The sequence below is a fragment of the Paenibacillus sp. FSL H8-0104 genome, assembly GCF_038050215.1.
GTDB classification, from domain to species: domain Bacteria; phylum Bacillota; class Bacilli; order Paenibacillales; family Paenibacillaceae; genus Paenibacillus; species Paenibacillus amylolyticus.
On record NZ_JBBOTC010000001.1, the window covers coordinates 1,298,226 to 1,314,390 of the forward strand.

The following is a 16,165-nucleotide window of genomic DNA, read 5'->3' on the forward strand; positions in this document are numbered from 1 at the left end:
ATATGGCTCTTCTTGATATTGAGGGAGTGTCGGTGTCATTTCGGCGCGCTCGTGGTTGGTTTGGGCACGAACAGACTTATGTCATTCAGAATCTGGATCTTTCCATAAACGAAGGCGAGATCGTGGCTGTTGTAGGCGCAAGCGGATCGGGTAAAAGTGTGCTGGCGCAGGCCATTATGGGTATTCTACCTGCCAATGCCAGGTTGGAGGGGCGTATTAGCTATAGTGGCGAGCCTTTGACCCCGGAGCGGCAGCTTCATCTGCGTGGTGATGAACTGATGTTGATTCCACAATCCGTCAGTTATTTGGACCCGTTGATGAAGGTGGGGAGGCAAGTTCAGCCGGTAACCCGAGATTTGGGAAGGAAGAGTCGCTTCATAGCTCGATCCCACTTGAAAAAGACGGAGCAGGAGCTGACGGATCGTTATCATCTTCCTCAAGGAACAGCCGGGAAATACCCGTTTGAGTTGTCCGGAGGTATGGCAAGGCGGGTGTTGATGGCGACAGCGACCTCAGGTCAGCCCAAGCTGATCATTGCAGATGAGCCGACACCAGGTATTCATCCCGAAGTACTGGCCGAGACGATGAGGCAATTTCGCGAGCTTGCAAATGAAGGCGTAGGTATCCTGTGGATCACCCATGATATCACGACAGCCCTGACGGCAGCGGATCGCATCGCTGTATTTTATGCGGGTACCAATGTAGAGACGGCGCAGGTGGATGATTTTAAAGGGAATGGAGAACGTCTGCGTCATCCATATACAAAAGCGCTCTGGAATGCGTTGCCGCAGAACGGATTTCAGCCACTCCCAGGCTCCCAGCCGTTGGCAGGTCAAGAGATCACGACAGGATGTTCATTTGCTCCCCGATGTAGCGTAGCAACCGTTGCATGTACCCGCGAACGTCCAGAGCTTCGTAAGGTACGGGGCGGAGAAGTGAGGTGTTTCCATGTCACTTGAAGCACGGGACGTGAGTTACCGTTACGATCCGAAATCGTGGGTGTTCCAGCAGATGAATATGCAGGTGAAACAAGGCGAAGTCGTTGGCTTGTGGGGACCAAGTGGCTGTGGGAAAACAAGTCTTGGACGCATCCTTGCAGGATATGCCGAACCTGTGGCAGGACAAGTACTTCTGGATGGGAACCCACTCCCACGTACAGGAGTATGTCCGGTTCAGCTGGTATTCCAGCATCCGGAGAAAGCTGTGAATCCACGCTGGCGAATGCGCCGCGTATTGCAGGAGGCGTCTGTGCAGGATAAACAGTTGCTCGAAGCTTTGGGTATTCAGCAGACCTGGTTGGACCGTAGGCCGACTGAATTATCCGGTGGAGAACTGCAACGTTTCTGTGTGGCGCGGGCGCTTGGCACAGCGACACGTTATGTGATCGCAGATGAGATGACAACGATGCTGGATGCAATCACTCAGGCACAGATATGGCATACCGTGATGGAAGTGGCTCGCCAGCGTGATCTGGGGCTATTGATCATAAGCCATGATCGGGATTTGTTGAACAGGTTGTGCGACAGAATTACACCGATGCCGATATCGATGTGACTGTAATTTTAATTATGTTTTGAATAAATAAAATGATCGAATACAAATGGGGTGCCCTTTGTGAAGTCATTGACCATGAATATGAGTCATGGACTTGACTACGGGGCACCCCTTTTTCTATCTTGACAAATATTCACCATTTAACAAACAGTACACGTTTTGTTCGCAACGTACATAGATGTAACTGACAGCTTATTTGCCCGACACATTGCTTAACAACACAGATAACCTGCGCATCGCCTCTTCAACCGTGGAACGTGGACAGGCTACATTAATGCGCATGAACCCTGTGCCCTCTGTTCCAAAGAAGCTCCCGTCATTGAAAGCAAGCCCTGCTTCATGAAGAAGCATATTGCATAGTTGTGCATGTGGGATATTCAGCTCCCGGAAATCCATCCATAACAGATAGGTCGCTTCGGGCAGATGCATCTTAATCTGAGGCATATGTTCCGCAACATATTGCTGTACATACGCCATATTTCCACGGATATAGGCAAGGCACTCATCCAGCCATTCCTCGGCATCATTGTAAGCAGCTTCGGTTGCGACAGCCCCCAGTGTGCTGATATTGGCAAGTCCCATCGTTTTTACACCCTGCGCGAACGATTCCCGTAACTTAGCATTGGGGATAATGATGTTGGATGTGCAGAGGCCAGGAATGTTGAACGTTTTGCTTGGAGCCGTACAGATGATACTTAGATCAGAGACGGCGTCCGAGATCAGGGTCAGTGGTGTATGAGTTCCGCGCTGATGAACAAGATCGGCATGGATTTCATCTGAAACCATCAGTACGTTGTATTGCAGACACAATGACGTAAGCCCTTCAAGCTCTTCACGAGTCCATACCCGTCCAACCGGGTTATGAGGACTGCACAGAATCAGCATTTTGACCCGACCGGTCTGCAAGCTGGATTCCAGTTGTTCCAGATCCATCGTGTAATGACCGTTATTCTCTACCAAAGGATTGGTGATCAGTTCACGGCCCTGACCACGTACTACTTCATAGAAGGGAGCATACACCGGGGTTTGGATGACCACTGCATCTCCCGGCCCCGTGAATCGTTGTACAGCAATGCTGAGTGCGGGCACAATACCTGGAGTGAATACAATCCAGTCATCGTTAATCTTCCAGTTGTGGCGCCGTTCCATCCAGCCTGCAACAGCTGCATGATACGCTTCAGTCCGTACTGTATAACCAAAAATCCCGTGCTCCATCCGTGTTTGCAGGGCCTGAATGACGGATGGTGGAGCAGCAAAATCCATATCGGCCACCCACATCGGAAGCGCATCAGCAGCACCGAATATATCCTCAAGCGCATCCCATTTTTCTGATCCGGTAGAGATCCGGTTAATAGACTGGTCAAATGTACTGGTATTGTTATTCATCGTATTTAATCCCCCTTGAGTTCCGTTCCTTCGACCACAAATCGACAAATAATTATCTAATACATTGGTTAATTTCGCAACTGTTGTGCATGTATGATTAGCTTCATATGTATGGTCCGGAATTCAGGACTTTATTCATATAAGAACAACTTAACGAGCGAGAGTACAGCGGGAATACGACAAAGACTATTTTTGTACGCCCTTGGTCCTGTTTTGTTCATATATTATTTACAACCTCTTGTCAGATGCTATTATATTGCTAACATTCGGTGGAACAACGGGCTGTTATCCGAATAAGCTCGTACCCATACATGATGAGCATAACTACATGAGTCTTTCGCGTACATCGAGCGATCGCTTGAATCGTATTATGCATAAGGCTGACATTTGAACTCAGGAGGCGTTTAGGGATGAAAAGCAAAAAGTGGTTGATTGCTGCGGGTGTGTTTGGCATGGTGTTAACCGGATCGGCAGGTGTATATGCAGGTACACAACTGGAGACAATCAAAGCTTATCTGAACCATGGGCTCGCCATCGAAGTGAACGGACAGAAATTTACACCGACAGGTGACCAGGGCAAAAAGCTTGCGCCAATTACATATCAAGGCAGTACATATCTCCCCGTTCGTTCGATTGCAGATGCGTTGAAGACCGAAGTGAAGTATGATTCCCAAAACAATAAAGTAAGCATCGGCTCTTCAAGCTCTTCTGGTGGGTCAACATCCACAGGCAACAGCGGAACGACATCACCATCTACAGGTACGAACTCACAGGCGGCAGGTGTGAAGTCCAAGTATCTGCCAGCAGATTTCCCATTACCGAAGGATGCGAAGGCAACAAGTCTCATTGAGAACATAATGGATGGTGATAAAAAAGTAGTGCTCACGTACACAACCAAAGAAACGTTGCTAACCGTTGGAACATCCTACAAAGACTACTACCAGACCAAAAATTTGAGTCAGAACACTCAGGATATACAGGCAGACGGCTTCAGCATCGTGGGTCGTGAAGATGGCAAATATGCCGTGACCATCACAGGTTCGGTGTCTGCAACCAACAAGGATCTGAATGAAATCACCGTAGTGTGGGGCGAAGAGTAATCCTTCCTTCTATAAAAGGTGAACAGCAAAAGCCGCCCGTTGAAATCATAACAGATTTCATTGGACGGCTTTTAGGGTTGAATCCATATCTGGTTCTATACTCTGAATTAATAGTCTAAATATTAGTCCGTTACAGGTACTCGTTGAACCATCCGGCAATATGCTCCAAACGGCGTACCCTCAAGTGAGGGTGACCTCCACGGGACAACTCGTGGTTTGCCCCTGGGAAACGAACAAGTCTTGTGGTCTGCTTGCGCCGTTTTAATGCAATGAACAACTGCTCGGCTTGTTCAATTGGACACCGCAGATCCTGTTCGCCATGCAAAATGAGCAGCGGAGTACTGACGTTTCCGACATAAGCGAGCGGGGAATGTTTCCATAGTTTTTCCGTGTCATCCCACGCGTTACCGCCAATCTGGTCTTCCGTGAAGAAATATCCAATGTCACTTACACCGTAGAAGGATAGCCAATTGGAGATGGAACGCTGGGTAACAGCCGCCTTAAAGCGGTCCGTGTGTCCAACAATCCAGTTGGTCATGAAGCCACCATAACTGCCCCCGGTTACGCCCAATCGTGATTCATCGATAAACTCATACTGGGACAGGGCATAATCCACACTCTCCATGAGATCGCGATAATCGCCACCGCCATAATCTCCGCGACAGGCGTCTACAAACTGCTGCCCGTATCCGAGGCCACCGCGTGGATTGATATACACAACAGCGTAGCCTTGTGCGGCGAGAATTTGGAACTCGTGCATAAACGTAAAACCATACATCATGTGCGGGCCGCCATGAATCTCCAGAATGGTCGGGATTTTGACCCCGTCGACCATGCCATGAGGTTTCATGATCCATCCTTGCAGTCGCAGGCCATCTGAGGAATTAAACCAGAAGGTCTCAGGTGTACTAAGGTGGATCTCATCCTCAAGCTGTGGATTGCTACGGGTGAGCTGAATCGGTTCTACCTCAGGATCTTCCGGTTGTTCATATATATATAGATCACCAGGATTTAGTGTATCGGCTACAGCGGCAACGATCTGCCCGTTTTCCAACTCGGCAAATTGATAAATCTCCCGTTCGTCAGGCCATATATAGTCGGCACTGCTGCCGTCTCGAGCGAATTTGGCGATGCGTACACTACCATGGATAGTCGCCAGACAGAAGATTGAAGAACCATCCCTGCTGAATACTGGCCCCGTGGTTGTCAGATGTGATCGCATGTCGCCAACAATGCTGTGATTCAACTGTACGTCCCAATCGGTGCTCAGACATACGAGTTCACCACCTGATATTGGAAGGGTGTACAACTTCACAAGCGTGGCATTTCCATAGGAACGGTCACTGGCGAGCAGTGCAAGAGATTGTCCATCCGGCGCAAAGGCCAGTCGGCTGAACGTATACCCTTCCGGGGTCAACTGCTGCACATCCGATCCGTCTGCCTTGGCAAGGTACACATGATTAGTCAGGGTGTAATCATTATGCTCCTCGCCTTCTTCAGGCATCTGCGCAATCCAAGCGATGGATGTTCCGTCCGGGGACCAAGCGTAGTCTCCAACGTCATAATGACCTGTAGTTACAGGGAGTGGTTCCACATCGATCGGTGCGAGAGCGAAGAGGTGGGAACGTCGACCGTTCCATAATCCGCTGGCATCTGATTTCATGCGAATCCGGTCTACGACATGTTCTTGCAGCAGTTTGGGTTTATCGTCTATAGGATCTGTATGTTCTGATTCTTCATTTCCGCTCATATCCACGGATGATTTCGCAAGTATGGTATGACCATCCGGTGACCAGAGCAGAGAACTGACGCCATGTTTCAGGTGACTGATTTGCTGTGCTTCTCCGCCATCTGATGCGATAATCCAAACTTGGGATTTCCCATCAACCTCTCTTAAAAAGGCAAGCTGAGACCCATCGGGCGACCAGGCAGGGGAATGATCCTTCTCACCAGAGGTAAAGGGCCTGTCCTTCTGACTCCCCAGATGCAGCAGTCTCAGGTGAGAACAATAACCGTCACGTGCTTCATTCGTTTTCCGGCTTACATATACCAGTTGTCCGCCTTGAGGGGACGGAGTTGGATCATTAACCCATGTAATCTGATAAAGATCTTCCGATGTTATGCCGCGCTGACTCATCATTGTTTGTCCTCCCACCATGAATTAGAATTGGTTAATTTCCTAACCTTTCCATTTATATTAACGGAAAGCTAGGGACAGGACAATAAGGGTGACAACGGAGGGGACAGAAATAACCTGAAGAAGCGGAGCGTTCGCCTAAAAGCTTTCTGAAAGAAAGCTGCATCGGAAGCATAGGCTATCCCCGGATTTTCACTTTGAAAAAGTGGAATCGAAAAATCTGGGGATAACAGCGATCGGAAGGTTGTTCTGTCATCGGAGTGACCCATGCAAACATTCTTTAGTTCAATTCATATAGGTGTGTTAAAGGATTTGCTCGAAGGATGACGAATCCTAATGTTGAATAAGCGCAGAAATGACGAAAAATGGTCTTAATTCAATGTTTAACATTGGTTAATTTGGTTTAATGTACAATGCAATTCCTGTTCTACATTCAGGTATTTGGTTCATAACCATTCGTTTATATAGAACTTGTATGATTCAGTCGCAATGGAGGAGGAACGTCACGTTGAGCACATCCTATCAGCAGCATGTGGAATATCCAAACCGGAAACGAATGGCGTGGCTCACGGCAGGGGCAGCACTTTTTGTGGCAGCCGGATTTTTTTTGATTTTTGATCGTTCTTCAGTTACGAATGATTCCATCCTTTCGGATGTGATTGGACTTCTATCCATTTTGTTTTTCGGGCTATGTTTCTGTTACAGTCTGGTAAAGATGATCAAGAAGGAACCTTCTTTTGTAATCGATGAGGATGGGTTTGTGGATGCATCTTCTTATACCGCAGGAGGAGCCGTGGCCTGGAGAGACGTTGAGAATATTTTTATGTATGAATTAATGGGACAGAAAATGATCGGGGTCAAGTTGCGGGACGAGAAAGCCTTTCTGGATCGCCAGAACGGGATGAAACGCAAATTGATGACGGTCAACAGCAATATGGTCGATGCAACCATCAGCGTTGCCCAAAGTAGCCTCACAGTGCCACTGGATCAATTGTATATCATGATGATGAGCCACTGGAGACATGTGAGTGATAACATGATTTATGATTCGTATAATCGTCGTTAGAGAGGTCACAATGTCCATAGAGTCTTCAGAATGGAGGAATATAGATGATGCATGGTAATCAAACACGCACGATTCTACTTCCGGATGGAACTGCCCTGCCTGCGATAGGACAAGGCACATGGAACATGGGAGAGAAACAATCCAGCCAGCAAGAAGAAGTACGCGCACTGCGTTCCGGTATTGAACTGGGAATGACCGTGATTGATACGGCGGAGATGTATGCAGAAGGTGGGGCAGAGGTTGTTACGGGAAAGGCCATCTCGGGCCATCGTGATGAAGTTTTTCTCGTATCCAAAGTGTATCCCCATCATGCGGATCGCAATCAGATGATTACGGCCTGTGAACGTAGTCTTAAGCGCTTAGGAACAGATCGCCTGGATCTGTATCTGCTCCACTGGCGAGGGGGAGTACCACTCGAAGAGACGGTTGAGGCTTTGGAACAATTAAAGCAATCCGGTAAAATCCTTCGCTGGGGTGTATCGAATCTGGATACAAGGGATATGCAGGAGTTATGGAGTCTGCCGGAGGGGTCTCAGTGCATGGTGAATCAGGTGCTCTACCATGCAGCTTCGCGTGGTATCGAACATGATCTGCTTCCCTGGATGCGGGAACGGAGCGTTCCTGTAATGGCGTATTGTCCACTGGCACAGGGTGGCAGACTTCGAAGTGAATTGTTGGAGCATCCAGTCATTCAGAAGATTGCGCAGGATCGAGGAGTTACGACTTCGCAGATCGCATTAGCCTGGGTGATCAGGGATGGAGATGTACTGGCGATTCCGAAGGCGGTACAGCTGAATCATGTGGCAGACAATGCAACAGCAGTGAATATCGTTTTGACACAAGAGGAACTCGCCCGTTTGGATGAGGCATTCCCTGCACCTAAAGGCAAAGTACCTCTAGATATCGTGTAAAATAGATAACAATACGATTAATAAAGTTATGCAGAGCAGATCTTCACGATCTGCTCTTTTTTTTGTCTGGATATCGATAGCAGAAGCTTGCCCATCAATTGAGCGAATATATATTTTAACAAATGGGCTTTACAACACTATTTCACTAGTGTACTATGTAACTAACACACCAGTACAGAGAGGAGCGAGAGCTTTGTGACTATAGAATTTGATAACAATTTACCAATCTATCTGCAGATCATGCAGTACATCAAAAGACAGATTGTAACCGGGACACTTCAGGCAGGTGACAAAATTCCTTCGGTTCGTGAACTGGCGGCTGAACTACAGATCAATCCAAATACAGTACAACGGACATTTCAGGAGCTTGAGCGGGAAGAAGTGGTCGAAACCAAACGGGGCTTAGGCAGATATGTGACCAGTGAGGAGCGGAAGATTATGACGATCAAAAAAGAGATGGCCGGTGAATTGCTGGAACGCTTTCTGACCGGAATGCAGGAACTGGGGATCGAAGAGCAGGATATCTTATCCATCGTAGCCGATGCCGTTGCGGAAGGAAAGGGAGGAACAACGCATGAGTAACATCCTTGAACTGAACCAGATCAATAAGACATATGGCAATAAGAAAGCGCTCAGTAATATTACATTGGATATTGCTCCAGGACGAATCGTAGGTCTGCTGGGTAGCAACGGTAGTGGAAAAAGTACGCTCATGAAGCTGGTTGCAGGTTTGTTGCATCCGAGTAGCGGAACGATTCAAGTCATAGGTAAGCCTGTTGGGCTGGAGACGAAGGCGTTGGTTTCATTTATGCCGGATCGCCCATTAACCGAGAAGTGGATGAGAGTGCGGGATGCGATTGCGTACTATCGCGATTTCTATGCTGATTTTGATGAAGAGAAGGCGCGGGAGATGCTGGACTTCATGAACCTTGTCGAGAGTGACCGGGTACGGCATCTGTCGAAAGGGATGAATGAACGACTACAACTAACACTGGCACTTTCTCGTAAGGCTCGTCTGTATTTGCTGGATGAACCGATTGGCGGAGTAGATCCGGTTGCGCGTGGCAAGATTCTGGATGCGATCGTCAAATTCTATGATGAAGACAGCAGTCTGATCATCTCCACGCATCTTGTGAATGATATCGAACGGATTTTTGATGAAGTTGTCTTTATTCGCGAGGGTGAGCTGGTGATGCGGGAAGAAGTGGAAACGCTCCGTCTGAAATATGGGAAAAGTGTGGATGAGATGTTCAAGGAGGTCTATGCGGAATGATGACATTATTGAAGTATGACTTTAGAAGGAACTGGAATACACTGCTGGCTGGGCTAGTTATTTTGATTATCGCTCAAGTGGGGCTTTCCCTTTTCGTGTCTGAGGTCACAGGGATTGTGCTTGGCATTATGGGTTATGTTGGAGTAGGTGTGGCTATTTATGTGAAAATGATCAAAACATACACGTCCAATATCCGCTCTTATAATCGCCGTCTGTTACCCGTAACGGGCCTATCACATGTGTTGTCTCCTTTGATCTTTGGACTACTTTGCGGGTTGGGGTTAGTCATTATATTCGCGACTCATGCCTACATCTATATCTCAATGAAGCTACGAATGAACATGGCTACCAATATTGATCTTTCGGGTCTGCATGTTTCGGATTATATTAGTTTGTTGCTGTTTAGCGCATGGGTTATGGTATTCATGACCGTCATTATCTTCCTTTCGATCTCGATTGCAGGCAGCTTCCGTTGGAGAACGGGGCCATGGATTGGAATCGTTGCATTCTTTGTCCTCGTTAATCTGCTTGGCTGGTTGGAAAATATCATTACGACAGGACGTTTCAGTCCAAATGAGATGTTCCGGTATACGGAAGAAAGTACAGGTATTGCAATCACAGCCAATGGTGTACTATGGTCGGACGGCATGTGGGGAAGCATTGTATTTGAAGTCATTGTGGCGGTCATCTTGGTATGGGCTACCATTTACTTGAACAACAAAAAAGTCGAAGTTTGATGACAGGATAATTTGAACGTGATGCGAGCAACCAGAGTTGCTCGTTTTTTGCATCCAGTAATAATCCACTTTTTGAATCCATTACCATTAATTATACGTATATATAAATATATTGTGTGCTCGATGCGAGATTAGTTTAAAGAGAACAAAAGGATATGTAAGCGAAAGGAGGAAGCGTTATGGAATTATACTTCAGGGATAACTTTTTTAACGCAGGTTACACCGAGATTATGAATCCGAACCAGGAACAGGCCGGGCATCTGGATTTGAAAAGTGTCTTTGGTTCTTCGCTTGATGTATCGGATAACACGGGATTGGTCTGCAGCGGCAAATTTCGCATGTTAACGAATCGTTGGGATATCACTGCAGCAGATGGGAGACATCTGGGTGTGCTTCGGGCCAGGTTCAGTTTCTTTAACAAAAAGTATGAATATGATGCGGGATCACGCGGTACGTATGATGTGTCTGCCCCAGCATTTTCGCAGGAATATGATATAAGTGGCAGTGGTGGCCGCATCGTGGCCAGTTTCCGTCGCACCAGCGGCTGGTTTAGTTCAGGGGCATTTGTATTAGATAACCAGTCGGAACAACTGGACACGTATGAATTAATTGCAGTGGTCATGGGCGTGCACGCGATTAACAAAAGACGGAACTCGGCTGCCAGCAGTGGTGGAACCTAGTTTAGGCGCATGTATAGCAAAAAGGTTTGGATGAGATCATCCAGACCTTTTTTTCGTATATGGATATGGATATGGATATGGATTTGGCTTTTGAGCAATAGTTATGGTTAACCCACTCTTACAAAATCATTGACCATCGGCTTTCGCAAGAGAGCCTTCCTCGCGTTGGGGGTGCTGAACTTCATTGGAGTGTTTGGGATGCATAACAGAATCTGTCTCTGCATAACGGGCCAATGCCTTGGCAGCTGTCTCGGACATTCGCTCCCGCAGCACTGTGTGGTCAGCGATTCGAACCCGTTTGCCTAGAAAACGCATCTTGGATAAGACATAATCCATCTCATTCCGCGGAACGGTCAGCTCGATTCGATACGTCTGCTCGGCTTCCAGGTACTCGACCTGTTTCTCGAAGCAGGAGAAGGCATAGAGGATGCGGGATAACTCCTGATTGAACTCAGGCAGAACCTCGATGGTGATGGTCGTTTTGCGCTTCTCCGTAATTGCGGCAATTCGAGCAGTGTAACTCGAAGCGGTATCCGGTTCAACCTGCTGGGCTTCCACGGTAACGATGCTGTGCAGTTTGGTGGACATGAGTTTGTCGAAGCGAGGCGCGTACCAGAGCACGTACCATTCTTTTTTTACCATGGAATACTCCAGTTTATACGGGAAGCCGAATTCATCCTGGCTTGTGCGTCCATTGCGGACGCGGCCTGTCATTCGAAATCCCTGATGATGCAGAATGATTAGCCGTAACTGTCGAAGTAGTGGGTGAGAGACACTGTTTTCTTCGCTTTTGGCTTTTTCAGTCAGGTAATCTTGAAGGTGCAGGTCCTGCTCACCATTCAGCATGTTGTACATTTTATCCAACGTTACAGCGCTTAGCGCTTCTCTCGCAGCAGGGTGATTCAGCATCATGCGAAGCCAGGCCCGTTCCTGTGAGGTCCAGGTGAACAGTCCGGTTTCATTCAGTCGTGTCATCATCTGGTAATTGAACATCTTCTCGAACAGGTTCATAATATTCCGCAATCTCCTTCCATTCCTTGATCATCTCCTGGCGTAGTCTCTGAGGTGCGATTATTTCACAGCTGGAGCCAAAACTCCGTAACCACGGTTTGATCTCGGTGGTACCGTTGACCTGAATTTCATAGAGAAAGGTATGATCCGTTTCGGGTATAATTTTGCCCCATTGACCTTGCAGACGAACCCGATCCAGAATGAAGTTGCGCTGACCACGCTCCGGGTGGAAAAAGCGTGCTTGAACCGTCACAGTATTCCCCGTATCCACGAGCCAACTGTAGCGACTAATGTCGGTCCACTGCTGCTTCAACTCGAGCATGTATTCCTCTTCGACTGACTCCTCTTCCTCCAGTTGGGTTATACCTTCCATGCGGAATTTCACAAAGCCACGGCGGCCCTGATATCCAATGACATACCAACGACCATACTGATGGTCATAGATCACTTCAAGGGGCACGATCCGGTTGGATCGACCATCTGCTTCCCGTTCAAAACGTGGATTCGTATTCTGTGAACTGTAGCTGGATGGTTTTTTCGGTGAATAGTATATGAACTGCACACGCTTGCGCTGACGAATCGCACCAAGCAGTGTGTAGAGATGCGCTTCATCCAGGATACGAGAATAATAGTGATACTTGTAGATATAGGGTTCGGTAGCTTCTTCTTGCGGGAAACTTGCCGTAATGGCTTTTTTTAAACTGTCCCGCAATAAGTACCCCTGTACGGAAGGAACTTGGGTGTTCGCCATCATATCCACAAAATCATACAACTCCAGCTGTTCCACCACTGTTAATTCGGTAAGGACGTCCTGTTGTAAAGCATATCGATACGGTCTGCCACCGGGCTCTTTTCGAATAACCCCAACCTCTTCCAAATACTTCAGGTCGGAGCGAATGGTTTTCTCGTCAGGTAACGCCAGATCCTCCGGCAGATCAGCACAGCAGGCGTCCAGCAGTTCCATTGCGGTTAAGGCTTTATGTTGTAAGGTATGTAAAAGAACAGAAAGACGCTGAACTTCAGTCTCTTTCATCGACTTGGCGCGGAAGAGAAAGAGCAGCATTGGCTCTGCCGACTCCCCGTATTGGAAGCGGACGAGATCTGCCATTTCCCGGCCTGCTTCGGCACTTGAGCGTTGGTCGGCGACGGTCTGCATGATTTCTTTTAATCTGCGATTGGTTTTATCAAAGGTATGTACGGATATGCCAAGCCGCTCGGCATATTGTTTGCGGTTATATGCACCGCTTGTTAGGGATAACATGCGTAAGAACTGAATTTCTTTGTCAAAACTCTCTCTTGCCATGAACATTCACTCCTCGTTATCCCTTCATTGTAGCAGGATGAGCGGAAGGTTTCATTTTAAACTTATGAAGGTCGTCATACTTTTACCATGTTCGCGTGTAGATGTGTGAGGCATAATGAGGTTGTGAAGCGGGGCAGCAACAAGCGCTGTGGATCAAGGTTCCGAGGCGCCAGGGAGGGTTACTTCGACTGTTAATCGACCAGGTCATTGGTTCGAATCCAATCGCCGCCGTACATGGCGGTGTAGCTCAGCGGTAGAGCGGGTATTATACCTTCCCACCTTTTTCCTCGGAACATTTTATTATGAAAGAACAGCAAATAGACTCACACCGGGAGGTCATGAGTGATGAGCAGAGCAAAACAATTATTTAATCAACCTCAACCAACGACACGTAATCATGGGGGCTACGGAGCCTATGAGCGATTGGTGGAGGAACAATATATACAGATGTTGATGACCAATACATTGAACAATACTTTTTATGCAGATACCCAGCAACTGATGGACGATGCGATGGTCAGTCATCAGGAGATGGCTGAGGTCGATGCAGGGTTTATGGCGCGGGCGCTGGTCTATGCTCGTAATGAAGGTTTGATGCGGTTACAGCCTCTATACGGGCTGGCACTGCTGTCCAAAGTGGACCCGGATCAGTTTGCGAAGATATTCTCCAAGGTGGTACAGACACCGGCTGATTTGGCCGATTTTCTGACCATTCTGAGAGGATTGGGTCGGGGGCAGGGCGGCCGAGCGGTGAAACGTCAGGTAAGTCAATTTTTGAACGGCATTACTGAATATTGGGCGATCAAATACAACGGGCGTGGGCGTGGATACAGTCTGGGCGATATGATCGCTACAGCACATCCCAAGCCGATAGATCTGAAGCAGCAAGCCTTATTCCGTTATTTGCGCGGGCATGAGGTGGATCTTACGGAACTACCGCAGTTGCAGGCGCTTGAAAAGCTGAAAGCTACTCCAAACCCGGCAAGCCGGATGCATCTGATCGAGAAAGGTAAACTGCCGTATTCGGTGGTCACCTCGATCATGCAACCGACACGTACGGTGTGGGAGGCGTTAATGTCACAGATGCCTACTTTTGCGTTGCTGCGCCATCTGAATGCAATGGATCGTGCGGGAGTTTTTGAAAAATCGAAAAATATCGATTACGTAACAGGTCGTCTAACGGATGCAGAAGCCCTGCGTAAGTCGCGCATCTTACCATTCCGATTCGCCAGTGCATATGAAATGATTGCGAGGGAAGAGCTGCGGGATGCTTTGCGACAAGCGGTAGAGATATCCATTGGCAACCTACCAACGCTGCCGGGAAGAACGGCTATTTTCCTGGATCGCTCCGGTTCCATGCAAGGGGATTATTTACGGATTGGTTCGGTGCTGGCACTGGCGCTTTATAAACAAACAAGAGGTAACGCACTGTTCTGGTTATTCGACCATATGGTTGAGGATGCTCGTCCCAAGATGGATGAGAGCATCCTTTCCCAAGCTCACCTTATTCGCGCACAAGGTGGAACAGACACCGGTCGACCGGTGCGGGAACTTCGGGATATCGGAGAAAAAGTGGATCAGATCATTATGATCACCGATGAACAGCAGAATGAAGGCAGCCCGTTATATGCTGAGCTTGAGCGATATCGGCGGATGATGAATCCGGAGTTGAAGGCATTTATTGTGGATATAGCACCTTATCGGCAGGCCATGGTACCGCCACGGGATGGCAAAACCTTTTACATCTACGGTTGGAGTGAAACGGTATTGACGTATATTGCTGAGACTGTAGCAGGATATGATACACTCGCGAACCGAGTGAGAGAGATAGAGATTTAAATTGGGGAATTTGGAGGCAACTGACGATGACCTATGTTGATGAAGAAATGAAAGATACGATCAAACAACAGCTCAAACAGATTGAACAGGAGGAGCAGGTACAGATCATCTATGCCTGTGAATCGGGCAGTCGGGCGTGGGGGTTTCCTTCCCAGGACAGTGATTATGATGTGCGTTTTCTGTATGTAAGACCGCTGGAGTGGTACTTGTCGATTGAGGATAAAAGGGATGTGATCGAACGCCCAATTAGTGACCAGCTCGATATCAATGGGTGGGATCTGCGCAAGGCGTTGAAGCTGTTTCGCAAATCAAATCCACCACTGCTGGAATGGTTGCAATCCCCGATTCAGTATGATGAACAGTATAACGTGGCACAGCATATCCGTGCACTGTCGCCTTTGACCTTCTCGCCCAAGTCCTGTATGTATCATTATCTCAATATGGCAAAGGGTAATTTTCGAGATTATTTACAAGGTGAGCAAGTGAGGATTAAAAAGTACTTCTATGTTCTTCGACCATTACTAGCTTGTGGCTGGATCGAACGTCATGCTGCGATGCCACCGATGGCATTTGAAGAGCTGATTCAAGAACTTGTACCTGCGACTACACCGCTATATACGGAGATTCATGAGTTACTACGCCGGAAAAAGGCGGGCGAGGAACTGGATCTGGAGCCGCAGCTGCCCGCAATACAGGCTTTTTTGGCGGAGAAGATCGAGCATTTTGAACGACTGGCTGGCCAGATGGAGAATGAGCAAATTATTGAATTTGAAGATTTGGACCGGATTTTCCGTTTGGCATTACAAGAGGTGTGGGGGAACAATTAGGACGTTTCTTCTCACCCAGGCAAGCGATTCGATGATGAATGTCCGCGTCCGAACGTTTTATAGTCCAGGTCGGCTGGCTGATTGTGACGAATTGCAATTGCTAGGGAGAGTATGTTCTAAGGAACACAGGACGTCTTATGTTGCCTCAAGGGTGATTTCTTAAAATGTAAGGAACATGGGACACGTTATTTTCCGAAAAAGTCGGATAAAAGGATAGAAAAAGGCGGTTTATCTCCATATAGCGTGACTGGGGTTTGTTAGGTTTCCGAGGGTGCTTCTCATCATGAAATAAGGCGCCAGCGATTCGTTAGCGCTCCATCATGTACTTGTGCTGCTCTGGC

At 47.8% G+C, this 16,165-nt stretch carries 15 protein-coding genes; 11 read left to right on the forward strand and 4 right to left on the reverse strand.

The window, feature by feature from the left end; genetic code table 11:
* The first annotated feature begins 2 nt into the window (after positions 1 to 2).
* Both NST38_RS05740 and NST38_RS05745 read left to right on the forward strand, forming a co-directional pair.
* Positions 3 to 959, forward strand: a complete 957-nt coding sequence (locus NST38_RS05740; RefSeq protein ID WP_076251249.1) for an ABC transporter ATP-binding protein — start codon at positions 3 to 5, stop codon at positions 957 to 959.
* Entirely contained in the window at positions 949 to 1,554 is a 606-nt protein-coding gene (locus NST38_RS05745) for an ABC transporter ATP-binding protein (protein WP_076251252.1), read from the forward strand. The genes NST38_RS05740 and NST38_RS05745 overlap by 11 nt, the downstream gene beginning before the upstream one ends.
* A gap of 192 nt (positions 1,555 to 1,746) precedes the next feature.
* On the opposite strand, the gene NST38_RS05750 is transcribed toward NST38_RS05745, so the two are convergent.
* The gene (locus tag NST38_RS05750; protein WP_076251253.1) at positions 1,747 to 2,940 is read right to left on the reverse strand and encodes a MalY/PatB family protein; all 1,194 of its coding nucleotides are present in this window, start codon (positions 2,938 to 2,940) and stop codon (positions 1,747 to 1,749) included.
* Positions 2,941 to 3,350: 410 nt separating this feature from the next.
* Between NST38_RS05750 and NST38_RS05755 the strand changes: the two genes are divergently transcribed.
* The gene (locus tag NST38_RS05755) at positions 3,351 to 4,040 is read left to right on the forward strand and encodes a stalk domain-containing protein (RefSeq protein ID WP_076251256.1); all 690 of its coding nucleotides are present in this window, start codon (positions 3,351 to 3,353) and stop codon (positions 4,038 to 4,040) included.
* A 130-nt stretch (positions 4,041 to 4,170) separates the two neighbouring features.
* On the opposite strand, the gene NST38_RS05760 is transcribed toward NST38_RS05755, so the two are convergent.
* Entirely contained in the window at positions 4,171 to 6,180 is a 2,010-nt protein-coding gene (locus NST38_RS05760) for a S9 family peptidase (protein ID WP_076251258.1), read from the reverse strand.
* A 505-nt stretch (positions 6,181 to 6,685) separates the two neighbouring features.
* Here NST38_RS05760 and NST38_RS05765 point away from each other — a divergent pair.
* The 6 genes from NST38_RS05765 (at position 6,686) to NST38_RS05790 (ending at position 10,844) form a co-directional block, all read left to right on the forward strand.
* The gene (locus NST38_RS05765; RefSeq protein ID WP_076251260.1) at positions 6,686 to 7,243 is read left to right on the forward strand and encodes an STM3941 family protein; all 558 of its coding nucleotides are present in this window, start codon (positions 6,686 to 6,688) and stop codon (positions 7,241 to 7,243) included.
* Positions 7,244 to 7,290: 47 nt separating this feature from the next.
* The gene (locus NST38_RS05770; RefSeq protein ID WP_076251697.1) at positions 7,291 to 8,154 is read left to right on the forward strand and encodes an aldo/keto reductase; all 864 of its coding nucleotides are present in this window, start codon (positions 7,291 to 7,293) and stop codon (positions 8,152 to 8,154) included.
* A 195-nt stretch (positions 8,155 to 8,349) separates the two neighbouring features.
* Entirely contained in the window at positions 8,350 to 8,736 is a 387-nt protein-coding gene (locus NST38_RS05775) for a GntR family transcriptional regulator (RefSeq protein ID WP_036606428.1), read from the forward strand.
* Positions 8,729 to 9,427 (forward strand): ABC transporter ATP-binding protein, encoded by a 699-nt coding sequence (locus NST38_RS05780; RefSeq protein ID WP_076251262.1) that lies wholly within the window; start codon positions 8,729 to 8,731, stop codon positions 9,425 to 9,427. Before NST38_RS05775 ends, NST38_RS05780 begins: the two co-directional genes overlap by 8 nt.
* Complete coding sequence (locus NST38_RS05785; protein WP_036672426.1) at positions 9,424 to 10,164, forward strand: hypothetical protein; 741 nt, start codon at positions 9,424 to 9,426, stop codon at positions 10,162 to 10,164. The genes NST38_RS05780 and NST38_RS05785 overlap by 4 nt, the downstream gene beginning before the upstream one ends.
* 179 nt (positions 10,165 to 10,343) lie before the next feature.
* A complete protein-coding gene (locus tag NST38_RS05790) occupies positions 10,344 to 10,844 on the forward strand; it encodes a hypothetical protein (protein WP_076251264.1) in 501 nt (166 codons plus the stop codon).
* 126 nt (positions 10,845 to 10,970) lie between these two features.
* Here NST38_RS05790 and NST38_RS05795 read toward each other — a convergent pair whose 3' ends face one another.
* On the reverse strand, positions 10,971 to 11,855 hold the full coding sequence (locus tag NST38_RS05795; RefSeq protein ID WP_076251267.1) for a WYL domain-containing protein: 885 nt from the start codon (positions 11,853 to 11,855) through the stop codon (positions 10,971 to 10,973).
* Positions 11,803 to 13,158, reverse strand: coding sequence for a helix-turn-helix transcriptional regulator (locus tag NST38_RS05800; protein WP_076251269.1), 1,356 nt, complete (start codon positions 13,156 to 13,158; stop codon positions 11,803 to 11,805). Before NST38_RS05800 ends, NST38_RS05795 begins: the two co-directional genes overlap by 53 nt.
* A gap of 345 nt (positions 13,159 to 13,503) precedes the next feature.
* Between NST38_RS05800 and NST38_RS05805 the strand changes: the two genes are divergently transcribed.
* Positions 13,504 to 14,997: a TROVE domain-containing protein gene (locus NST38_RS05805; protein WP_076251271.1), complete on the forward strand. Its 1,494-nt coding sequence runs from the start codon at positions 13,504 to 13,506 to the stop codon at positions 14,995 to 14,997.
* A 26-nt stretch (positions 14,998 to 15,023) separates the two neighbouring features.
* Positions 15,024 to 15,824 carry a nucleotidyltransferase domain-containing protein gene (locus NST38_RS05810; protein WP_076251273.1) on the forward strand — a complete coding sequence of 267 codons (801 nt, stop codon included), beginning with the start codon at positions 15,024 to 15,026 and terminating at the stop codon, positions 15,822 to 15,824.
* Positions 15,825 to 16,165 lie beyond the last annotated feature (341 nt).